This window comes from Prevotella melaninogenica ATCC 25845 (assembly GCF_000144405.1).
GTDB classification, from domain to species: Bacteria; Bacteroidota; Bacteroidia; order Bacteroidales; family Bacteroidaceae; genus Prevotella; species Prevotella melaninogenica.
The window spans coordinates 945,620-968,975 of sequence record NC_014370.1; the positions used below are offsets into that span (position 1 = coordinate 945,620).

Below are 23,356 nucleotides of genomic sequence, written 5' to 3' on the forward strand. Positions count from 1 at the left end.
ATTCATGTTATAACATAATAAATGAATATTTTTGTGAGACAATCACGATATTCAAATATCTTCATTACGAGACATCTCCAAATTGATATCAAACGCCTCGACGAGCTTTTCGTAGTCGAAGCAGTAGGAACGCTGCTGCACGGACATTTTGGTGGGCTGCCCCTTGGCATCGCGGTGCTCAAAGTCGAGGACTTGATTGCCTTTTTTAATGACGTGGTAAGTCATGCGCTGCTCGCCCAGATATTCTTTGCTGTTTTCAAGATAGTAGCGCAGCGACTCCTCGGGCAGGGAGGTCTCGCCGTTGCGGTGGGCATTGAGCTTGTAGAGCATGAAGATACGGGTCTTCTGTAGGTAGAGTATCTTGCGCGGCTCGGTCCAGACGGTCTCGCTGACGAGGGTGGAACGGAAGCGGCTCACGGCCTTGATCTTGAAGTCGGCATCCTCGTTGATCTCGCCCTCGCTGTTGAGAAACTGCACCATGCGCCAGAAGCTGCCCAACTCGTCGTTGGTCTTGCACTCCATGTTCTGATGGACGATACCCTCGACAGTGATCTCCAGCAGTTCTTTGTAGGATAAAGTGGTGTCTAACTTCCCTTCCAAACAGCGAAAGGACGTGAGGGGAATCACCCAGTTCTGAACAATTCGGTCGATGATGGTGTGGCTCGTGAGGCGACTGTTCACGTCGTCAAGCGTCTGCCGGTACTGGTCGTAGAAGCACTGGCCGAACTTGTCGCGGTGGGCAAGCAGCTGGAGGGTGAGATGGCTCAGTCCCTTGGAGCGGATTTGCAGCAATTGCTGATAGTTCGCCTTCTCGCTTGCCGTGAAGTTCGATTTGGGAAACAAGAGGAAGATGAGTCGGCTGAAGAGGGCGATGTCGGCCGTGGGCATCTCCTGCCCGGAGATAATCACGCCCGCATCCACGGCGGTGGTTTCCTTCTTCTTGTCGGTGGCCATGTTCATGCGCGTGCGACCCGTGCCGTCCCAAAGCCCCTTGATAAACTCTATCTTGGCGGTGTCGATGCCGTTCTTGTATTCGTCGATATGCACCAGGGCATTGGCAGCGGCAGCCACGGTGTCGTTGAGGGCGGGAATGGTGGAGTTCTGTATGTTGGGCGGTATGTTGTCGATCACGAAGAACGACATGAGCGTGTGGCCCAGTTCGCTCTTGCCGGAACCCTTCGGACCGAAGAGGTCGAGGATGGGGAAGGAACGTGTGGTGAGGGTGATGATGTCGCGGAAGAGCGTGGCGAGATAGAAGCAGAAGCCGATCTTGCCGTTGTCGCCGAAGACGAGGAAGAGTTGACGGGTGAAGTCCCGGAGGCTGATCATGGAGAAGTTGAAATGCACGAATTGCCGCTCGAAGCGGAAGTAGTCGGTGTTCTCCTTATAAATCCGAGAGAGGGCGGGAAGATAGAAATTGCCCTTCTCGCCCAGGTGGACGATGCCGTACTCATTGACCTCGTGGAACTGCCGACCGTCAAAGATACCGTTGCCAAAGGCAAAGAAGCCCTTCTTGTTCCAGCCCAACTGCTTGATTTGCGCAGCCGTCTCGGTCTTTTCGTAGAGGAAACTCTTCAGTTTGATGAGTTCCTTCTCACTGGCCTTCCAGATGAAGTTGCCGAGCGATTCGAGCTTCTGACGGAACTTTTGCAGTGAGATAAGGTCTTCCTGCTCCATCTCCACAATCTCCTTGACGCCCAGTTCGTTGGTGAGCAGGTAGAGGCGTTTGGCCATGAGCGGGTCTTTGATGTGGAAGAGCGGCGTAAGGGTAAAGTTGCTCCATTCGAGTACGCCGCCCTTCTCGGTGGTGGAGAAGTATTTGCCGCGGTCTATCCAGAATCCGTACTGGCGGTTCAGGTCGATATCGTCCTCCTTCGGACTGTCGCGCCTCGTCCGCTCGTTCTCGATGGCTTTCTGCCAGAAGAGCTTGCCCCGGTGGTACTTCGTGAGGGCATCGATGAACATGGTGAGCTTGGTATCGTCGTCGATAAAGGAGAGCAGATGGGCTATCCGCTTCACGGCATCGCTTTTTTGCTCGGTGTTGCCGCTCGTTTCAAAGAGTTTGGCGGCCAGCCACAGGATGAAGTCCTCTTCCTCGACGGCCTTGAAGAGGGTTTGATTCTTGAAATAGGTGTCGGGATCTTCTTTCTTGCCTTCCTCCGTGGTAGTTATCTCCTTGACCGACACCGTAAGGTGCTGTTCGGTGGCGAGTTTACCAGCCTTCATCACCGCCTCGATGCCCGTGCCATAGTCGGCTCCACCCTTGAGTGGGTCGTTGTCGGGAATGAAGCACACCTTGTTGGCAGCCCTCTTGATGAGCTGAAACTGCTCCACAGTCCACGCCGAGCCGAGGTCGGCCACGGCGTTCTGCACCCCGATGGCGTGCAGACGCATACAGTCGGGTGCGCCCTCCACGAGGTACATCTGCCCGGTCTTGCCCGCTGCCCGCCATGCCACGTCCAACCCGAAGACGGTGCTGCGCTTGCTGTATAGAAGGGATTCCTTGCTGTTGAGGTATTTGGGCTGACTGTCGTCCATCACCCTTGCCGTGAAGCCGATGATGTGTTGGTAGCGGTCCTTGATAGGGATGACGATGCGGTTCTGGAAGAAGTCGTAGCCTTGTGGGTTAATAAGTCCCAACTCCTGAAGAAACTCCTTTTGCAGAGGTAGATGGGCGAGGGCTTTGCCGTCGATGGGCGCAAAACCGATTTCTATCTCGTCGCAATACTTCTGCCCCCAGCGGCGGTAGGCATAATCTTGGGCAGGCTTGTAGCGCAGGAATACCTCACGGTAATGCTTATGCACGGCAGTATTGACAATCAGCAGCGACTCGCGTTTCAACCGTTGCTGCTTCTCGTCGATGGTTTCCTCTCTTTCCTCCACCTCGATGCCGTACTTCCTACCCAGCCACCTGACGGCTTCCGGGTAGGTCATGTTCTCATGCTCCATCAGGAAGGTGATCACGTTGCCTCCCTTGTGGCAGCCAAAACAGTAGAACATGCTGCGGTTGGGCGTAACGGTGAACGATGGCGTCTTCTCCTGGTGGAAGGGGCACAGCGCACGATAGATGGTGCCACGCTTTTGGAGTGGCAGGAACTCGCCAACCACATCTTCTATATGTGCCGCATCGAGTATCTTTTCTATGATGGTCTTGGGTATCATCTCATCCTCTAATAATTTCAATGTTCACAAAAAATGCCCCAGCCGACTGGCTTCACAGCTGGTCGGCTGGGGGCTTCTACTTAGTTACTTGTTATTTAGAGGATTCTGCTAAGTATCTCTCAGTCCCGCCACCAGTTCCGACTTCAGGATGTACCAGCAGCGTCCCATCTTGTGGGCGGGGATAAGTCCCTTCTCGATGCGCTTGCGTATGGTACATTCCTTGCGTCCGAACATGCGGGCGACATCGGGCACGGTATAAACGGTGTCCGAGGTATCTACTATGCCGTGGTTGTTGTCCGTGGCATTACTCATACTCTTGTCCTTCCTCCCATGGTTCTTTGTCGAAGAATCCTTTGGGCAGTTCCTTTGTCCATTCATGTTTATCTGCAAATGAGTTTAGTTCAAGGGCTCGCTGATCCATACTGATGGCACAGATGGCCATACGATGGGCGTAGCTGTTGTAAGAAACATGGAGGAAGCGGTCCTTTTCTTCACCCAAGAGGCGGTTGAATCTGCTTGCCAGGTTGTGCACAGCGTGCGCACGCATTGGGGGAATGTTGGCCACTCTTACCTCTCCGACACTGATGCCGTTGATCCATGCTGAGGGATGGATTACCTTTTCTACTTTTACTTTCATGTTGATGAAATTTTAGTCCGAAGCGATATTGCTCCGGTATTCAAAAGTAGAAAGATTCCGGTCCCTGTTTTGGGGACGTGTAGAATAGCACTAAATCCTTTTCCAGCCATTTTGTACTTGTTTCTTCTGATTTAATGCTGCAAAAATATAATCAAAAAATCTGGAAAAAGAAAGAAAAGACATCAAAACTTACCAACCAACCAACTATTTAACACTACTTGGCAGGTTCTAATGGGATTTTTGAAGACTAACGGTGTCTTGTATGTAAAACGACACAAAAAAGGTATGACCGTTATTGGCCATACCTCTATAAATTTTGGAACCCTGCTATCTTTGTCTGTTGGATAAAGATGCTAAATGAATCCTTTGGATTACCACATATTTAATCTCTCATACATCCTATGGGTATTATTTTTACTCCGTCAGGTCTTGAATAAGCCATAGCACCTCCAGTTATTACCATCAGCAGGTCTGGTTCACGAAGCCGAATCTGCTTTTCTTTTTCATTATATTGCTGGACGAGACGCTTAATCTCTAAAAGATGTTCTGCTCCTTCCTCGATTTCCCTGCTTCCAAGTTTGAATTCTATGAGCGCATACCTTCCATCCTCCAGATGAAGAACAGCATCTGCCTCTAAATCATATCGGTCATGATAATAGGAGATATAGCCCCCTAAGGCCTGAGAATATGCTTTCAGGTCACGAATGCACATGCACTCAAAAACAAAGCCAAAAGTCTTCAAATCCATAAGCAATGTTTCTGGAGACATAGATAAGGCTGCTACTGCGATAGACGGATCTACAAATTCTCTTTTTACACCGCGACGTATGGCTGATGCCGACCTGACCGCCGGACTCCAAGCCTCTATATCTTGTATGACGAAGAGTTTAGTCAATGCGTTCAGATAATCATTCAACGTGTTTTCTGAACAGGTTTCTACATTTGCCCTAATATCTTTCAGCATATTGCTCTTCTTTGCCAGTGTCGAGACATTGCGGGCGTAAGTACGAAGAATAAGCTGAGTAAGCTTTTCGTTGCGTGCAACACCATCTATGGTTGAAATGTCTATTCGGCAAAGGCTATTGATATAGTCTTTTGCAACCTGAAGACGTGCTTTGTCCGTTTTACGGTTCAATGCAGCTGGCCATCCTCCTCTGCAGGCTGCAAAAATCAAGTCTTCCAACTGCATCGGTGATGTTTTGCCGTCAACATCTAAAAGAGGATCATCAAACAACTTTTTCAATGAAACTGTACCAGATGATTCCTTGGACTCGAACAGGCTCATAGGAAGCATTTCCATTGTTGCAATACGACCAGTCCCCGAATGTCTGATAGCACTTTTATCTATGGAATTAGAACCTGTCAAGATAAACTGACCTACATCATTCCGTTCATCCACCATCGTTCGCACAGAATCCCACAAAATGGGGATTTCCTGCCATTCATCTATCAAGCGAGGCGTTTCACCTGCCAATAATAAAGATGGTCTTATGGATGCGGCAGAGAAATAACGCTCTCTCATATCAGGATCTTGTAACTTTATGACGCTTGCAGCCTGTTGTGTGGCAGTAGTTGTTTTTCCACACCACTTCGGACCTTCTATCAATACCGCACCTGCAGAATCAAGATGATCGGCAAGTAATCCATCTGCCATTCTACTATAATACTCCATATCAGTTTATATTTTTTGCAAAGATAATAAATTTATTTGTTACAACAACTATATTGATGTGTTTTGTGTATTATCATTGATGTTTTTTGTGGTTATACAATAATTATTTTTGTGCTGTTCCATTGATATTTTTTGCGAAATTAGTTGTTGTATTCAAGAAAAACTACTATCTTTGTTCCGTTATTTAGATGGAGTAGGTGTTATGCTAAGTTTTTAACTTCTTGATGCACCATGTTCCTCAAACACTCCGATATATAAATACGGTAGTGTAGCTCTTTGAACAAGTTAAAAACATCCTCGATAGAATATGTGCTAATGATTCTTGTTGGGTCATGTACCAAATGTGTTACGGGTGTGTTACCACCGCAAAGTTCAATACAAAGTGAATGTTTAATAAATCCGTTCAACACATTGATACATATTTAATTACATCAAGGCACAAGAGTTCGTAAAATGATTCCAGCCGAATCACAAAAGATTCCAACGGAATCACTGAATGTTATAAGAGGAATGTTCGTAAGGATATTCCTCTTTTTCTTTTGAATATCAGAATGCTATAGCGATAAAAAATATATTTTTAATTATAGACAAGAGTCTCATTAATCTTGTAATTTATTATTGACAATTACTTCTATTTATCGATATTTAATTATCTTTGCACTCATTGAGATGCTTAATATAGTGATTTAACGATTTATGAAAATTTCAAGTCATATAATGAGTTCTAAGAACAAAATAAGTAATGAAGAAATAAATTAAAGAACGATGGTTTATAATAAAGTTACTTGGTATGATTTTAGAATATGTTACAAAAACTTTTAATGGATTTTGAATAAGGTAAGCGTTATGAACTGGTATCAAATAAAGAAATATTTATATTATACTCATGATGATTTTATTAGAGATATAATTGCTCTACATCTTAAAGAAGGGACATTGACAGATATTTATAACTATATCTGTAAAACGTCTTTGTTTTCTATAGAAGATAGATTTCATGGGTTTGCAGAGGGTATAGAGGACAATATTTGTAATGAAATAATAACCCTTTTCTTAGATAAACGACCTATTATTAGGTGGTACTTAAATAGTACAGAACAGTTAGAAATGGATATTGATGTAAGATTTGTAGATAGTCTGGATATTCACAATAAGATATGTGATTTCTTTACAGGTTTATCTTGCCTAATAGATGATAATATATTTTTATTAGATGATATTATTAAGGAAAAACCTTTGGTATTAATGATTTTCAAACCCCAAACATCACCTCAAATAATAGAAGATACTTTAAGTTTACAACAAGCTACTTAAACTGAACATTAAGTTCCTTCAAAAAGTAAGTTTGTTATAAAGTTGAATATAAGGAGAGGCTTCCTTGACATCAAACTAATATCCTTTAAGAATTCTATATTACCCCGCACATATCGTGTTGCTGCTCCGCACGTATTGTGCTGTTGGTAAGCACTCATCGTGTTGCTGGCATTACAGCTTACAATTCATTGCCAGAGCGAACTCGGTTTATTGATAAAAAATAACTATTGCTGTCACTTCTATCACTCTATATTCTCATCTAACTCGTTAGTTTACAGAAGGATTACAAGAAGTGTTAAAAGTGACAGCAAATCAAAACAAAACTATTCTTGTAATATGTGGAATAGTTTTGCTGTTAGCTATATCGAAAGAATTGGATGTCTTAATTTCTATCAAACATTAATTAATAGTACTATCTATTTCTCTCTTCTTTCAATATTAATTGCATACGAGAAACCTCATCAGGGTGCTCATCAGCAACATTTTTGGATTCGAAAGGACTGACAGTCATATCATAAAGTTGGGGAAAAGGAAGATTTCCTGTTTCAATCTTTGGTCCCCATTGAATCATTTTTGGTCCGTTACTTGGTTCAATGTACCGATATTGAGCGGTAAGCACTGAAAGGACATGTGTGTTAGATTGTCCAATTACATAGTTGCGCCCCTTCAGGTCTTTACCAAGAAGGGTAGGGAGGTAGTCACGACTGTCAGGTGCACTACCTTTGGGAAATCTTGCTTGAACGAGTGAACCCAAAGAAGATAAAAGGTCAATCTGACTCACAAGTGCTTTAGACACCATTCCTCCCTTAATCTTACGAGGCCAAGATATAACTAATGGAACAGCTGTTCCACCTTCAAAAGCACTATATTTATTGCCACGGAAAGGACCAGCAGGGCTATGACCATTGAGGAGTTCTTCTGCACCATCCTGATATCCATCATCTACGACAGGTCCGTTATCGCTTGTAAGAATAACGAGTGCGTTGTCATCTATCTTTAGTTCATGTAGTTTCTTCATTAATTGTCCGACTGTCCAGTCAAACTGGACGATAGCATCACCTCTCATTCCCATTGGATTCTTTCCACGGAAACGTTTGTGAGGGAAGCGAGGAACATGAACATCATTTGTTGCAAAATACATAAAGAAAGGTTCTTTCTTATGGTTTTCAATAAATTTCACTGCGTGTGCAAGTATTGAATCGGCAAGGTTTTCATCCTTCCAAAGAGCCTTTCCACCACCTTTCATATAACCAATTCTGCCGATCCCATTAACGATAGACATGTCATGTCCATGACTCGAACGCATATTATAAAGGAGTTCTGGATTCTTACGTCCTGTAGGTTCACCCTCAAAGTTTCGAACATAGGATACTTCTATTGGGTGAGCCGGGTCATAGTTTGCAACCGAACCATTCTCTATAAAGACACATGGTACACGATCCGCAGTAGCAGCCATGATATAATGATAATCAAAACCAAGATCGCCTAACGACTCTGGCAAAGGTGCATTCCAGTCTTGTTCGCCCCCCTTGTAACCCAGTCCAAGATGCCACTTTCCTATAGCACAGGTAGCATATCCACGACTCTTAAACATATCAGCCATCGTAAATTGACTCGGTTTTATAATCATACCAGCATTACCAGCTGCTACATCTGTACCTTCTCGACGCCAAGCATATTCACCAGTAAGAAGCGAATAGCGAGAGGGAGTACTTGTTGCAGCGACTGCATGTCCATTTGTAAAACGTATACCTGACTGTGCGAGCTTATTAATATTAGGTGTTTGAACATTCTTGGCACCATAACACTCTAAATCACCATAGCCAAGATCATCAGCCAATATAATAATTACATTTGGCTTATCTGTAGTTGTTCCACGTGTTTGAGCTAAAGCTTTCTGACCTGTTCCGATTGCAGAAGACACTAAGGCTATTGTCAAGAGTTTTTGTTCCATTTTGTTTTTAGTTTCCAATTAGGTAAATATTTGGACTTTATAGATGTAATTTATGAGAGAATAGTATTCAAAATATACATCTTCTTTCCAAATTTAAACGACCACAAAGAAAGCAAAAATATTTGAATTAATCAAACTTTTCAACGTATTAATTACCTCAACATCGTAGTTGAAATAGGGCTTGTCGATGTTAACAGAGCGCATAGATAAAATACGTTTATTAACGCATACATGCGGTTTGTCGATAAATACAATGTATTTGCATATAATTAATAAAAGTAAAATTAACAGTTTTGTTGATAAAAATATTGATAAAAAACTTGTAATGACGGAAAAAAGGATTATCTTTGCTGCAAAAAGAAAGGAAAGGAGGATTTATTATTTTTGAAAGGAATTTTATTATTTACTGTCTACGACCAGCCTTTATTGGACAAGGTTCAATAAAGAAGAGAATGTTCACGATAACAATAATATCTAATTTTTTAGGCTTATGACGGAGATTTCACTTATAGCATTTGATGCTGATGATACACTGTGGGGTAGTCAGACCTACTTTAATACAGTGGAAAAAGTGTACTGTGAGATTCTTGCCCCGTATGCTTCTGCAGATGAGGTGTCCCATACTCTCCGCGCCACTGAAAAGGCTAACATACCAATCCTTGGTTATGGAAGTAAGGCTTTCATGCTATCACTAATAGAGAATGCGGTCAAAATCAGTCACGGAAAGGTAAAGGGCTATGATATCGGACAGATTGTTGAGGTAAGCAAAGAATTGTTGCGATTACCAGGTCATCCTTTCGATGGAGTTAAAACAACATTGGCAAAACTGCATGACACTGGTAGATATCGAATGATTGTATTTACAAAAGGAGAACTGCTTGATCAGGAAAATAAGTTTCAACGCTCGGGACTACGTCCCTATTTTGATGATATTGTTATTGTATCGGATAAAACACCAGATGCTTATACACGACTTTGCAAACAGTTTGGTGTAAAAGCAGAGCAATTATTAGCGGTCGGAGATTCATATTCAGAAGATGTAGTTCCAGTATTAAAAATAGGAGGATGGGCGATTCATATTCCAAATTATATGGATAATGAGGACAGATCATATCTTAATAAGATTCATCCACATTTGATAAGATTATCAAGATTCGCAGAACTGACTAATTTCTTGAGTCCTAGCTCCAGGTTAATTGATGAGTGTAAGCTTTCATAACGTAGACTTCTGGCTAAAAAGAAGTCCTTTTGAAAGTTATTAATTAGTAGCATATAGAAGGAATAAAGTCCTGTCATAATCGGTTATTAGATTATGGCAGGACTTTTCTTTATATATAGATGATAAGCGGTTCGATAGCTAATTACCTTATATTGTCGACATATTAAAAGTGCTTTTAATCGTACACAAAGGTGAAAACCTTTTCTGCAGTTAACGTATTACCCACAAAACATGCCTTGTTAGCTATATACTCAAACTTCTTACGCTGTTTTTCATCAAATGAAGCCTTAAGATGAAAAGTTATCGGAATACGAGTAACTGTGAACTTTTCCATATCTTCTTCGCACTCACCAACTTCAGCATAACAGCCAGTGAAGTCTACACCTCTACGCTCAGCTTGCAAACCCATAAGAGTTAGAACACAAGCAGATAATGCGTTACCTAATAGTTGAACAGGGTTTTGATTTTCTCCAAGGCCACCAACTGCTTTTCCAGCATCTGTTGTTACGAGAACTCCCGATCTTACGTGTTTTGCCTCAACGCGTCCCTTCCCTTGATAAATTGCTTTCGTTACTACCATAATAGATATTCTTTAATTGTGAATAAAAATAATTCTTTATAACTGAATTGATATGACAAATATAATATATTATGTTGAGAATAGCAACTAAAAGGACCATTATTTATTGTCGGATTTAAAAGCATATGGAAACCATAAATACTCAATGCAACACAGAAGGGTTACAAATCGTGAAGTATTCTGATGGTAGTATAAAGAAAATGGTTGTTAAATAATAATGCGACTTTTTTTATTAAGGAGTAAGAATAAGGGCTCAAATCATTCATTAAGGCTTCGCACTAATGGTGCGGAGCACTAAACACACTGCAAAACCTTACCGAAATGGTATCAACTTGTTGTTAAAGCTGAATCAGTTATTATGCCTAAACATATCTTTAATTAGATAATAAGAAAGAAACTTAAAAGAAAGTGTATGTGTCGTAATGGTGCATGCAGATATTCTTTTATTGCACTTGCCTTTTAGTTTTTTTGTTTATGAATTTGAATTTATATGATTTTTAATTACCTTTGCCGATGAGTAGTGTCATTTCCAAAAGCATAAACTGATGGGGCAATAAAACGAGATAGAGTCTATTGATTTTAAGTGGTATCATAGTAAAAGGTATCTAAATAAGTGGGGGAGAAGTCTTTATTTTTATCTGACACCTTTTTTACGCATTGATAATAATGTTTTCGGACTTTACAAAGTATATAATCATAATCGAATAAGTGTTTACACTTTGAATATAGATTGTGCATAGATTGAAAATTAAGTTAATGAAATAAATTAAAATATGAAATCATGAAAAGGTTTATTCTGTTTTTTGCTTGTCTTACAAGCATTTCATTAGTAGCTGCTCAGGAGGTTCTTAATTGGAAAGATGACGAGATAGTGTCTCCTGTGGTTAATGCTGATAATTCTTTAACTATCAGTCTTTTTGCACCAAATGCAAAGAAGGTTGAACTGACAGGTAATTTCCTATATGCAGGGAAGGAAATTCCTGATAAGTATGCAGATGGTGATTGGAGTCCACAGTTGATGAATAAGGATACAAATGGACGGTGGACACTGACAACTGCACCTTTAAAGCCTGAGTTTTATAGTTATAATCTCATTGTTGATGGTGTAAAGATAACAGATCCAAAGAACATATATATGGTGCGTGATATTGGTAATACATATAGTGTTGCGCTTGTTGGCGGCGGTGTAGATGGCTTGTATGCAGTAAAGAATGTACCTCATGGAACGGTTAGAAAAGTGTGGTATGATAGTCCAACAGCAGGACTTAAACGTCGTATGACGGTTTATACGCCAGCTGGTTACGAAACAAGTAAGCGAAGCTATCCTGTTCTTTACTTACTTCATGGTATGGGAGGAGATGAGAATGCATGGGAAGAATTGGGTCGTGCCACACAAATTCTGGATAATCTTATTGCTGAGGGGAAAGCAGAACCAATGGTTGTGGTAATGCCAAATGGTAATATTTCGCAGGAAGCAGCACCAGGTGAAGGGTCTCGTGGATTTGTTACTGCTGCAATGCGATACCCTAAAACAATGGATGGAAACTTTGAAAAGGCATTTCCTGATATCATCTGGTTTGTAGAAAAGGTTTATCGTGTGAAGAAGGATAAAGCAAACAGAGCTATTGCTGGACTGTCTATGGGCGGTTTTCATTCGATTTATACTGCATTAAATAATCCTGATGCCTTTGATTATATTGGCTTATTTTCTGCTGCATTTAATCAAATGGCAAAGGATGGTGATAGTCTTTCTCCTATTTATAAGAACATTGACGAGAAGTTTAAGATGTTGTGTAAGAAATCTCCTAAGCTTATATGGATTGGTATTGGTAAGGATGATTTTCTCTCACACGACGATGAAAACCTCCGTGCAGCATTGGATAAAGAATCTTATAAATACGCTTATCTTAAGACAAAAGGTGGTCATACTTGGCGTAACTGGAGAGAATATTTAGCAACATTTGCACAAAAGCTTTTCAAGTAAGAAGACTTGATAAAACTTTCTACTAATTTTCTACATGCATGTTATTGCTTTGGGATGTTGCTTTCATTAAGTTCTTTTTTCGACGTGAAATCGTATTAAGATACATATGGAGGATATAGAGAATTAAAACGAAATCTATTTATGCTCTAATGGCCGATTTGGGTTAAAAGAAGGTGTAAATGTCTAAGGACTATGGTAGTCAATAAGATAGAATATCATCAAATACGAAAATATCTCTTGTTTGTAGTGCTGGCTTGTCTTATATATTCAGTCTACAGCATAGTTGTGGTTTATTATGATAATAAGGCAATTAAGGCTGGACCTATTAAGTCATATGAAATCGTTTCTAAGCATAGCGGAGCTATAAATATCAGTTCATATATTATAGTACGTTATAAGGGGAAAGACTATACCGTTACTGTAAGCAGAAAAGATATTAATGAAGGAAAACTATATAAGGTTCTATACTATAACGAATGGAATGATACACTATTTTATGATATAAAAGATGATATTTGGGTTAGGGTTGGAATTCTCTTATTAGGTTTAATTTTGATAAGCTTTATGTACCGTTATATAAAGCAGTATCATGGAAGAAAGTAATGAAGCCTTTAGTCTAAACATCTCTTATTATTATAAAAGTTCTATGCGACGATGTTTTTATACATGAATAGGATTATGAAGTTAAAAGTTCTTCTCTGGAAAGATACTTTATGGTATTTCTTTGCTATAGTAGGATTATTTTTACTGCTATATATGGGGAAAAATTTTATAATAGATACATACGTTTATGCTCTATCTTTGAGTGCTCCTATATTCGTAATATCCTATATGTTACTTAAAAGAATTAATGCTTTGTGTTATTATTTTCATGTAACAGGATGTGTATTCTTTGTAGTATGGTTTAGTTTCTATATATTAAATGTGATGAGAAGCAAAAGTGTATGTGGGCATATTACTAAATATATTTGTGTTGAACACTATACTCCAATAGGAAGGGCTGGTAGGGCAAGTAGTAGTGGTATTCAGTGTAAGTATAAAGGAGAGTTTATATGGCTTTCTGCAACACAAACATCAGAAACACTTTATAAAATATATGGTGACTCTGTAGTTAATCACTTAAAAGTTAGATTAATAATAAAAGAGACTTTACCTCATGTGTATTACATGGATAAAGTGTTGATAACTTATAAAAAATAAAGCATTTATCCTATATTTCTAAGTTTGTAAAATGAACTGCAATAAATAAAGAGGTATGGGCTAAAATAGGACAATTAGGAATAAAATAGAGGAATACCCTTAGTGGATATTCCTCTAAATCTTATAGAAAGTGGTTTAAATACCAAGCCTTTTACTTCTTTAATTGCTTCTTAAGGAGTTCTGGTATTTCACTTGTCTCACGTGCAACAGGTACACCTACAGCCTCAAAAGCTGCAATCTTTTCGCTTGCAGAACCAGAGCCACTTGAGATGATAGCACCAGCGTGTCCCATCTGTTTGCCCGGAGGAGCTTGCTGACCAGAGATAAATACTGCTACAGGCTTTGTAACATGCTCTTTGATAAACTTAGCTGCACGCTCTTCAGCATCACCGCCAATCTCTCCAATGAGTGCAATACTATCTGTCTCTGGGTCATCCTGGAACATACGGAGAAGTTCCTCGAAATAAAGTCCAACGACTGGGTCACCACCAACACCAACTGCTGTTGATTGTCCTAAACCTGCTTGTGTGAGGTTATACACAACCTCATAGGTCAGTGTACCACTACGGCTGATAACACCCGTATGTCCCTTCTTGAAGATATTAGTTGGCATAATGCCAGCCATACTCTCTTCTGGAGAAATAAGTCCTGGACAGTTTGGACCAATTACCTTTACACCCTTAATCTTAGCATAACGTTGTGCTGCAACTGCATCGAGTGTTGGCACGCCTTCAGTGATACAAATGACGAGTTCCACGCCACCATCAATTGCTTCAAGCATTGCGTCTTTTGCGAATGGGGCAGGGACAAAGATAATAGATGCGTTGGCACCAGTTGCTGCAACAGCGTCTTTAACTGTGTTGAATACAGGGATGCCGCATACTTCCTGACCAGCCTTGCCAGGAGATGTTCCACCAACCACATTGGTGCCATATTCCTTCATTTTAGAAGCGTGGAAACTACCATCACGACCTGTAATGCCCTGTACGATTAACTTTGTATCTTTATTGATTAGAATACTCATAACTCTTGTGTTTTAAAGTTTTTTGCTCAGTTCTACAGCTTTATGTCCAGCATCTGCCATACTTGTGCCGACAGTGAAGTGGGTTCCTTCAAGGATGGCTCTACCTTCTGCCTCGTTGGTTCCTGTTAAGCGGATGACAATAGGAATATCAGTTTCGATAACCTTGAATGCTTCCAAGAGTCCGTTTGCAACATCATCACAGCGGGTAATACCACCGAAGATATTGATTAACACTACCTTAACATGCTTATCACTCAAGAGAAGTTTCATAGCTTCAACTATCTTCTCAGGGTTAGAGCTACCACCAATATCGAGGAAGTTAGCTGGTTCGCCACCATATAACTTAATCATATCCATGGTTGCCATTGCAAGACCAGCACCATTTACCATGCAACCGATGCTTCCTCCAAGGTTCACATAGCTGAATCCCTTGTCTTTAGCTTCACGCTCCTTGCGTTCTTCCTCTGTAGGTTCAAAAAGTTCGGCTACATCTGGGTGACGGAAAAGGGCATTATCGTCGAAGGTCATCTTTGCGTCAATGGCTTTCAAAGAACCATCCTTCAACATGACTAATGGGTTGATTTCAGCCAATGAGGCATCCTTCTCAGTAAAGAGTTTATAAATATTCTTGAAGATTGGTACAGCCTGTTTAACCTGTGCCATGTCATCGAAAAGTTTGAAGGCTGCCTCACGTGCAAGATAGTCGCTCATTCCGATAACTGGGTCGATGACAATTTTCTCAATCTTCTCTGGTGTCTCCTTTGCTACCTGCTCGATATCCATACCACCTGCACGGCTCAGCATTAACATAGGACACTTTGACTTACGGTCAACAAGGATACTCATATAGTACTCTGATGCGATGTCTACAGCTTCACTGACAAGTACTCTGTCTACAATGAACCCCTTGATATTCATACCTAAGATAGCTTCTGCATGCTGACGAATCTCAGTTTCATTACAGCCAAGTTTCACGCCACCAGCCTTACCACGTCCACCCGTGTGAACCTGAGCTTTCACTACGGCTTTCTCAATACCTAATTGCTTGTAGGCTTCAACAGCTTCATCAGGAGTACGGCAAATAATATTGCGGTCTACTGGAAGCCCATAACTTGCAAAGAATTTCTTTGCTTGGTATTCATGTACCTTCATAAGATTTAGTTTTGATTTATAAACTATGTATTAATTGTTTAGGGTTCTTGTACTTGTAGGAGTATTTAATACTCCTTTGCTTCGCGTTCACCTCGAAGAACTGTCAGTGCATTCTCTGTCAAAGCTTGCATCTCATCTTGCCCAGGATAAACATGAATCGGTGCAAGATAGGAGAGACGTTTCTTGAGACGTTCAATAATATAGTCTGACTTTGCCATACCACCTGTCAGCAGAATAGCATCAATGTTGCCACATAGTACTGCTCCTTCTGCAGCTATATTTTTAGCAATATGCCAAATCATAGCAGAAACGACGAGTTCAGCATGTTTGTCACCAGCCTTAATCCAATTTGTTATCTCTCGTAAATCATTTGTTCCGAGATGAGCTATTAGACCTGCCTGGCCACTCACTTTCTCCAATAATTGTTCCTCAGTATATTTTCCACTGAAGCAAAGATGAATCAAGTCGGCTGCAGGTAATGTTCCTGCACGTTCTGGAGAAAATGGTCCTTCACCATCCAATGCGTTATTAGCATCAATAGCTCTCCCTTGTGAATGTGCTGCAATAGATATTCCTCCGCCTAAATGACATATAATAAGGTTAAGCTTTTCATAAGTTGTACCCATGTCTTTAGCAAATCGTCTACCAATAGCTTTTTGGTTTAGGGCGTGCCAAATACACATACGTGGCATAAGAGGAGAGCCTGATAGTCGTGCCTCTGGTTCCATTTCATCTACCACACCAGGGTCTGCAATAAAACTCTTACATCCTGGAATCTCTCTCGCAATCTCATCTGCAATCATACAGCCAAGATCACAAGCATGCTGGTGAATAGCCCGTTGCTGGTCAATTATCATCTGTTCAGTGATTGTAAACACACCACTTGACACTGGTTTTGCAAGTCCACCACGTCCGATGACGGCATCAAAATCCAAAGGAATATTTCTATTCTTTAATTCTTCAATTACAACTTGTTTGCGGAAATGATACTGATCGGATATACGCTTGAATTTACTCAGTTCCTTTCTTGAGTGTGCAATGTCAGCAACGAAGACAGGCTGATCATCATTGGCAAGTGATATCTTAGTTGATGTTGATCCAGGGTTAATAGCTAAAATCTTGTAAGCCATAATGTTTTCTTTATATACCTTATATATACTATTTGGAGATAAGACTTGCAAGTGCAAGACTATAGTACTTAGATTCAATTGTATCGCCACGACTTGGGAGCACTACTGGCGCCATGGTACCTTGAAGAATGGCTGCTGTTTTCGCATGACAGAAAAGGGTAACGGTTTTATAAAACAAATTACCGGCTTCAATGTCTGGGAAAATTAATGCATCAGTTTCTCCATTGATGGGAGAGTTTATTTGTTTGATTTTCATTGCTTCAACAGAACAAGAGGTAATCAAATCTAATGGTCCATCTATTGTACATTTACCAAAGGCACCAGTTTCAGATTCTGCCTTTAGTGCTCTGTATGAAGCTGTATATGGGAAATGACGTTCGTCCACTTTCTCAGAACAATGGATAAGAGCAATTTTAGGACATTCTATTTCAAAGGCATGACAGAAATCTACAATATATTGTACTTGTGCTCTTCGCTGTTTGTCATTTGGAGCAGGAATAACAGCTGCATCGGTAAAGAAAAGTAATTTCGGATACTCGGGTAACTTTGCTACGGTTATATGTGTTAATACAGTATCTTTCGGTAAAATTCCAACTTCTTTATCAAGTATAGCACGTAGAAGGACGTCTGTATTAAGAAAGCCTTTCATTACAATGTCAGCCTCACCTCGTCTAATTAATTCAACAGCTTTGCGAGCTGCATCCTCTGGCGATTCTGCAATAATACATTGAAAAGCATTCTTTTTGGCATAGTCTTCCATAGTTTGTTTAGAGCATACTAATATGGGCTCAATGAAACCATCGTGTACAGCTTTACACACAGCTTCTTGTGTATGGCTTTCTTCAGGCCAAACAACTACTGTTCGTTTACAAATCTTCCTTTCTTTAAGAAGATGAATGAGCAACTTAAAGTCATTGATAGTCTTTCTTTCTCCAGGCATAGTTAATCGATTTTCAGTTACAGTTTTATATTGTGACAAAGATAATACTTTGTTTTGAAATATGCTTGATATTTAAAGAAAAAAACAGAAGAAAATTCTTTTTTTTGTATTGGTTGGTGTATATTTGCAAAAGAATTAGAGATTTATATATGAAACGTTTGTACTTTGTTTTACTTGTAAGTACTTTATTTACAGTTGCTACAGCTCAACGTGTAGCACGTAGTTATATTCCTCATGGTGCTTTTTTCTATGATAGTCAGTGGAAAGGAGTTAGCAGTGCTGATAAAGCTGCTTACTATAGAGTTTTGGCTATTGATGATAAGGGGCAGAAGATGTTTTATGATTATTATATTACAGGACAACTTCAAGCAGAGAAACATTATATAAGTATAAACAGACAAAATGATAGAAACACGGTCTTAAATGGCGTGTGTAGAACTTTCCATAAGTCCGGTAGAGTAGAGTCTGTGTTACAATATAAGAATGGTAAAGCAAATGGTCGTGCTTTGTCATTTTTTCCAAGTGGTAACATTGGAATGAAATTATCATATCGCAATGGATTACTTGATGGCCCTTGTTATACTTATACCGAGAATGGTCGTTTAGAATTTACTACTATCTGGCGCAATGGTTCTAAAGTCAATGAGATTAAAGGTGGAAAGGATCATTACATTGATAAAAATACTAATGAAGATGAATTCTGCGAACGATATCGCCATGACGAGGCGTTAATAATGGCACAATCAAAAAGTATCTATAAAGCAAGAGAAAATAAAGAGCAAAATGTTAAAGCTACAAAGAAATTAAATAGTAATCCTACAACTGAATCTAAAGAACCTCAGGCCGTACATGATGATGTGGCAAAGAAGGAACGTATTAATTCTATTAATAATAAGGTGAAAGAGATTGAGTCCAGTCAAACATCAAAGGAGGATAAATATCTTGCTAATATAAAGTATCCAGATACTCCAAAAGAAAAGACTGGAACTATTAGTGATAAGATGTCTTCAGATGGCATAATACCACAGAAAGGAAGATTTAATTTTACTTATCTTCATAGTTTGCTTAGCAAAGAAAATGAAAGGTCAAAGAGTATAGACGTACTAACAGGCATTAGTCATAATTTTCAGTTAAATTCTTCACAAATAATTGATGGGTTTGGAGCCCAGAAGGAGGTTGTTTTTCATCATAATATGATTTATGATGTACAGAATAGCAAGGATAAAGTTACAGGTAGCAAGCCAAGGCAAATAGGCTTCTTTGGCACAATTATCGGAAGTAATCTTTTCATTGATCGTATTAATATTTTCACTTGGTCAGAAGAGGAAATGTATCTTATCGCTCAAGAAGCTATCAATACTGGCTATAAAACTCTTGGAGGTATAGGTTATAAGTCTACAGATGGAAATTTTATTCTTGAGCCAAAGATGAAACCTATGGATTATGGTGAACGTGAAGTTATTGTCACCTTCACTCATCAGTCAAACCTTTATGCAGGACTTTATCATATTCAAATGGATATAAAATGATACAATTGTTTTTTTAGATTTATTAAATCAAATATTACTTGATTGATGTATGTCATTTAGTTTTTTTTGAGTATATTTGCATCATAAAATTAATTTTTTACTAAGAAGAGAACGAACAAGTTCATTATTCATAATGAGCAATCACCTGTAAACTATTTAAAGTGATTATGAAAGTATTTGACAAACTGCTAAATTGGTATCTTTCAAGAAATGCATTACCATATTGGGTCATATTGGCTATAGACATTGTTATCTGTTATCTTTCAGGTATCTTTGTCTTTTGGTTATATTATCATGGTGCTGTATCCCCTCAGCATATTGTATTGTTAAGTAAAACAATCTTTATGTACATGATATTTAACCTTATTGGTTTTAGAATTTTTCGTACATATTCAGGGATTATTCGTTACTCTTCCTTTGTTGATTTGCAACGAGTAGTATTGGCTATGCTCCTCTCTCTTATTGTTGCAGAGGCAATGCATTATGTTGTTTATCATTGGGATCTTGAATTTGTTCGTCTTCAAGGAAGACAAATTGCAGCAATGTATCTTGTTGCGACCATTGGTATGATGGCCTTTCGTATATTAACAAAGTCAGTTTATGAAGTCTTATTTAATACAGATAAAGGTATTCGCACTTTCATCTATGGTGTAAAGGATGGTGGTGTTGGCTTGGCAAAAAGTATTAGAAGTAATGTTCCACGTAAGTTCTTATTAAAGGGATTTATTGCACATGACCCAGATATCAAAGGTCGAATTCTCATGGGTGAGAAGATTTATCTTGTAGATGATAATCTTGCAGAACATATTAAAGCATTGAGAATAAAGGCTGTTTTAGTCTCTCCACTGCAGAATGAGCGTTTCCGTAATGATGCAAAGTTACAGGATATACTTTTAAGTCTTGGTGTACAAATCTTTATGAGTTCAGCAGAGAAAGAATGGACTCAAAATGATGATTATACAAAGGTTCAACTTAAGGAGATTAGTATTGAAGACTTGCTTCCACGTGATCAAATTAATGTTGACATGGATTCCATTGGTAATCTCTTACGTAATAAGAAGATTATGATTACTGGTTCTGCTGGTAGTATTGGTTCTGAGATGGTACGTCAGATTGCTGTCTATAAACCTGCAGAGCTAATCCTTATTGATCAGGCAGAGACACCTCAACATAACATTCGCTTGATGATGCAATTTGAATGGCCTGATATTAAGGCGCATACTATTGTTGCAAGCATCTCTAATCAGGAAAGAATGGAGAAGATTTTCCAAACTTATAAGCCTGATTATGTCTTCCACGCAGCTGCGTATAAGCATGTACCGATGATGGAAAATAATCCGTCTGAAAGTATACAAAATAACGTTTGGGGAACAAAAGTTATTGCAGACCTTAGTGTTAAGTACGGCGTTAAGAAATTTGTTATGGTTTCAACAGATAAAGCTGTAAACCCAACAAATGTTATGGGTTGCTCAAAGCGTATCTGTGAGATATATTGTCAGAGCCTTAACAAAATGATTAATGAGCAGGCAAATGGTAAACCTACTACACAATTTGTTACTACTCGTTTTGGTAATGTATTAGGTTCAAATGGTTCTGTTATTCCTTTGTTCGAGAAGCAGATAAAGGCTGGAGGACCTGTTACTGTTACAGATCCTAACATCATTCGATTCTTCATGTTGATTCCTGAAGCATGTAAATTGGTACTTGAAGCTGGTACACACGGAGGTGGTGGAGAAATCTTCGTGTTCGATATGGGTAAACCTGTTAGAATAGCTGATCTTGCTAAACGAATGATTAAGCTTTCTGGTGCTAAGAATATTGAAATTAAATATACAGGTTTGCGTGCTGGCGAGAAGCTATATGAGGAGGTGTTGAGTACAACTGAAAATACACTTCCAAGTTTTCACGAGAAGATTCGTATCGCAGAGGTACGTGAGTACGATTTTAATGAGGTAAACAAGCAAATAGAATCACTTATAGCTTTGAGTCACACCTACGACGATATGGCTATTGTTGAAAAAATGAAAGAAATTGTACCAGAGTATGTAAGTAATAATAGTAAATACTCTGTACTCGATAAATAATCCTATATTATATATGGCTCAGTTTCAGTCAACTTCTTATTCTAACTTTTTAAAACTTCTGAGAAGTGAACTATGGCAAACTCCTCTGGAATTAACTTTGAGTCATTCTGAGTTTCTTTCAGTCTATGAGTTGGCTTCAAAGCAGGCTGTGTTAGGAATGGTTGCTAACAGCTTGATTCGGAATAACGTTAGTTTAGACCGAGAAGATGTTATGAAGGTATTAGCAGTGCAGGGTAGGATAATAGCTTCTAATAAGGCTGTTAATTCAGAGTTACTTTTATTGTGTAAGCTATTTGTTGATAATGGTATAGAATCTATTGTTGTTAAAGGGCAGACTATAGGACGATATTATCCTAATCCTCTTGTTCGTACCCCAGGGGATATTGATTTCTATTGTAATGAAACAAATCTTCCTAAGGTTATATTAGCAATGGCAAATACTTGGGGTATTCATACAGAGGGAAAGCCATCAGAGCAACACTATGAGTTAGTTCATAACTCTATTATTTTAGAGTTACATCATTGCTTGATGAAGTTCGCAAGCAATAAATCTCAGAAAATATGGGATGAAATCTTTCGTTCATCTTCTCCTACCATTGTTGAAGTTGATGGGTGTTTGGTTCCAACGTTGGAACCAACTTTAAATGTATTGTATACTTTTCTTCATCTTTACCATCATCTTGTAGAGTTGGGAGTTGGATTACGTCAGTTCTCTGATGTTGCTGTTCTATTGAAAACGCATTATAATCTTATTGATAAGAAGAAATTCTTCGCTTGGTTAGACGCATTAGATTTTAGAAAAGCTTTTGATGTTGTACAGTTGATATTGGTAAATATTTTGGGTATGGATGAAAAATATGCACTATCACCATTATCTTATGATAAGGATTCTTTGAAAGCAATGAATCAATTTATGGATGTTGTATGGTTTGGTGGCAACTTTGGATTTCATGGTCATAATCGTAGATTTAAGTTTAAAATTCAATATTTTTCTATTACCACCTACAGAAAATTGAAACTTTACTATCGATTTTACCGTTTTTCACCTCGAGAAATTAAAGCTTCTGTCTTTTCGTCTATTCCCCATAAAATACTTAAGGCCATCAAAGGAGATTTGAAAGGTATTTAATTAGGGTAGCTTCTTGTTACTATACCTATTTTGATGATGAAAGGATGTTACTTTAAGACTTATATTTAAGAGATTTTCTATTTGATAGTAAAAAGTGAATTTATAAAGATAAATAGCAGTATTATACGTGAACACCAATGGTGCTAAGTAGGAGCACCATTGGGGTTCACATACAACACAAACTGTGTTTCATCTATTATATTAGACTATATTATGTTTAGCAATATAATTAAAAGACTATAACACCTGTATTAAATTGATATAAAGGAAATCCTCATTATCTCGTTTTAGTTTTGGCTTGTGAATATGTAAGCTTTACCATGACGGGATAATGGTCTGAGATATTGTGACGCGATTTACCAAGCCAATAGCTGTTGGTAAAGATAGCATAATGTGGAACTTTAAAATCTATTGGTGTCCGATAAAACTTTTAGGGGTTTATCTGTGTTAGATAAAATAGACTTAAACTTATGATTTCATTAATTTATCTGGTTATTGTAGGCTTTCCTTGTCAAAATAAGCACATTTTATAATGCTAACAGTTTGAAACTGAAAACCAAGCCCCTGGATAAGTAAAACAGCTGCAACACCGTTGGGTAAAGAAATGCAGAGCTTTCAGTTTATTTTTATCGGACAGCAATAATTT

At 39.0% G+C, this 23,356-nt stretch carries 18 protein-coding genes and 1 pseudogene; 8 read left to right on the forward strand and 11 right to left on the reverse strand.

What is annotated here, in order from left to right:
• Positions 1-51 precede the first annotated feature (51 nt).
• The 4 genes from dnaG to HMPREF0659_RS03745 form a co-directional block, all read right to left on the reverse strand.
• Positions 52-3,162 (reverse strand): DNA primase, encoded by a 3,111-nt coding sequence (gene dnaG, locus HMPREF0659_RS03730; RefSeq protein WP_044045856.1) that lies wholly within the window; start codon positions 3,160-3,162, stop codon positions 52-54.
• 108 nt (positions 3,163-3,270) lie between these two features.
• Positions 3,271-3,474: a helix-turn-helix domain-containing protein gene (locus HMPREF0659_RS03735; protein WP_025791145.1), complete on the reverse strand. Its 204-nt coding sequence runs from the start codon at positions 3,472-3,474 to the stop codon at positions 3,271-3,273.
• On the reverse strand, positions 3,467-3,694 hold the full coding sequence (locus tag HMPREF0659_RS03740) for a hypothetical protein (RefSeq protein WP_226893159.1): 228 nt from the start codon (positions 3,692-3,694) through the stop codon (positions 3,467-3,469). The genes HMPREF0659_RS03735 and HMPREF0659_RS03740 overlap by 8 nt, the downstream gene beginning before the upstream one ends.
• A gap of 487 nt (positions 3,695-4,181) precedes the next feature.
• Positions 4,182-5,471 (reverse strand): ATP-binding protein, encoded by a 1,290-nt coding sequence (locus tag HMPREF0659_RS03745; RefSeq protein ID WP_013264019.1) that lies wholly within the window; start codon positions 5,469-5,471, stop codon positions 4,182-4,184.
• Positions 5,472-6,317: 846 nt separating this feature from the next.
• Here HMPREF0659_RS03745 and HMPREF0659_RS03750 point away from each other — a divergent pair.
• A complete protein-coding gene (locus tag HMPREF0659_RS03750; RefSeq protein WP_044045858.1) occupies positions 6,318-6,785 on the forward strand; it encodes a hypothetical protein in 468 nt (155 codons plus the stop codon).
• 412 nt (positions 6,786-7,197) lie between these two features.
• Here the strand turns inward: HMPREF0659_RS03750 and HMPREF0659_RS03755 are convergent, their stop codons facing one another.
• Positions 7,198-8,739, reverse strand: a complete 1,542-nt coding sequence (locus tag HMPREF0659_RS03755; protein ID WP_013263832.1) for a sulfatase-like hydrolase/transferase — start codon at positions 8,737-8,739, stop codon at positions 7,198-7,200.
• Between the two features lie 490 nt (positions 8,740-9,229).
• Between HMPREF0659_RS03755 and HMPREF0659_RS03765 the strand changes: the two genes are divergently transcribed.
• A complete protein-coding gene (locus HMPREF0659_RS03765) occupies positions 9,230-9,958 on the forward strand; it encodes an HAD family hydrolase (RefSeq protein ID WP_013264925.1) in 729 nt (242 codons plus the stop codon).
• Between the two features lie 175 nt (positions 9,959-10,133).
• Here HMPREF0659_RS03765 and HMPREF0659_RS03770 read toward each other — a convergent pair whose 3' ends face one another.
• Positions 10,134-10,538, reverse strand: coding sequence for an OsmC family protein (locus HMPREF0659_RS03770; RefSeq protein ID WP_013263974.1), 405 nt, complete (start codon positions 10,536-10,538; stop codon positions 10,134-10,136).
• A 781-nt stretch (positions 10,539-11,319) separates the two neighbouring features.
• Here HMPREF0659_RS03770 and HMPREF0659_RS03775 point away from each other — a divergent pair.
• From HMPREF0659_RS03775 to HMPREF0659_RS03785, 3 genes are all read left to right on the forward strand, one after another.
• A complete protein-coding gene (locus tag HMPREF0659_RS03775; protein WP_013263866.1) occupies positions 11,320-12,522 on the forward strand; it encodes an esterase in 1,203 nt (400 codons plus the stop codon).
• 192 nt (positions 12,523-12,714) lie between these two features.
• The gene (locus HMPREF0659_RS03780) at positions 12,715-13,125 is read left to right on the forward strand and encodes a hypothetical protein (protein ID WP_044045860.1); all 411 of its coding nucleotides are present in this window, start codon (positions 12,715-12,717) and stop codon (positions 13,123-13,125) included.
• Positions 13,126-13,200: 75 nt separating this feature from the next.
• A complete protein-coding gene (locus HMPREF0659_RS03785) occupies positions 13,201-13,722 on the forward strand; it encodes a hypothetical protein (RefSeq protein WP_146160281.1) in 522 nt (173 codons plus the stop codon).
• Between the two features lie 151 nt (positions 13,723-13,873).
• Here HMPREF0659_RS03785 and sucD read toward each other — a convergent pair whose 3' ends face one another.
• The 4 genes from sucD to HMPREF0659_RS03805 form a co-directional block, all read right to left on the reverse strand.
• Positions 13,874-14,746: a succinate--CoA ligase subunit alpha gene (sucD, locus tag HMPREF0659_RS03790; RefSeq protein WP_013264181.1), complete on the reverse strand. Its 873-nt coding sequence runs from the start codon at positions 14,744-14,746 to the stop codon at positions 13,874-13,876.
• 12 nt (positions 14,747-14,758) lie between these two features.
• A complete protein-coding gene (sucC, locus tag HMPREF0659_RS03795) occupies positions 14,759-15,898 on the reverse strand; it encodes an ADP-forming succinate--CoA ligase subunit beta (protein ID WP_013264279.1) in 1,140 nt (379 codons plus the stop codon).
• Positions 15,899-15,963: 65 nt separating this feature from the next.
• Complete coding sequence (buk, locus tag HMPREF0659_RS03800; protein WP_013264400.1) at positions 15,964-17,028, reverse strand: butyrate kinase; 1,065 nt, start codon at positions 17,026-17,028, stop codon at positions 15,964-15,966.
• A gap of 28 nt (positions 17,029-17,056) precedes the next feature.
• A complete protein-coding gene (locus HMPREF0659_RS03805) occupies positions 17,057-17,968 on the reverse strand; it encodes a phosphate acyltransferase (RefSeq protein WP_044045862.1) in 912 nt (303 codons plus the stop codon).
• A gap of 149 nt (positions 17,969-18,117) precedes the next feature.
• Here HMPREF0659_RS03805 and HMPREF0659_RS03810 point away from each other — a divergent pair, with 149 nt between their 5' ends.
• The 3 genes from HMPREF0659_RS03810 to HMPREF0659_RS03820 all read left to right on the forward strand — a co-directional run bounded on the left by HMPREF0659_RS03810 (position 18,118) and on the right by HMPREF0659_RS03820 (position 22,710).
• Positions 18,118-19,497 (forward strand): toxin-antitoxin system YwqK family antitoxin, encoded by a 1,380-nt coding sequence (locus tag HMPREF0659_RS03810; RefSeq protein WP_013264899.1) that lies wholly within the window; start codon positions 18,118-18,120, stop codon positions 19,495-19,497.
• Between the two features lie 167 nt (positions 19,498-19,664).
• Entirely contained in the window at positions 19,665-21,581 is a 1,917-nt protein-coding gene (locus HMPREF0659_RS03815; protein WP_013264249.1) for a polysaccharide biosynthesis protein, read from the forward strand.
• Between the two features lie 13 nt (positions 21,582-21,594).
• Positions 21,595-22,710 carry a nucleotidyltransferase family protein gene (locus HMPREF0659_RS03820; protein ID WP_013264562.1) on the forward strand — a complete coding sequence of 372 codons (1,116 nt, stop codon included), beginning with the start codon at positions 21,595-21,597 and terminating at the stop codon, positions 22,708-22,710.
• Positions 22,711-22,987: 277 nt separating this feature from the next.
• Here HMPREF0659_RS03820 and HMPREF0659_RS13020 read toward each other — a convergent pair.
• Positions 22,988-23,119: pseudogene (locus tag HMPREF0659_RS13020) on the reverse strand (endonuclease/exonuclease/phosphatase family protein); the annotation flags it as partial.
• Positions 23,120-23,356 lie beyond the last annotated feature (237 nt).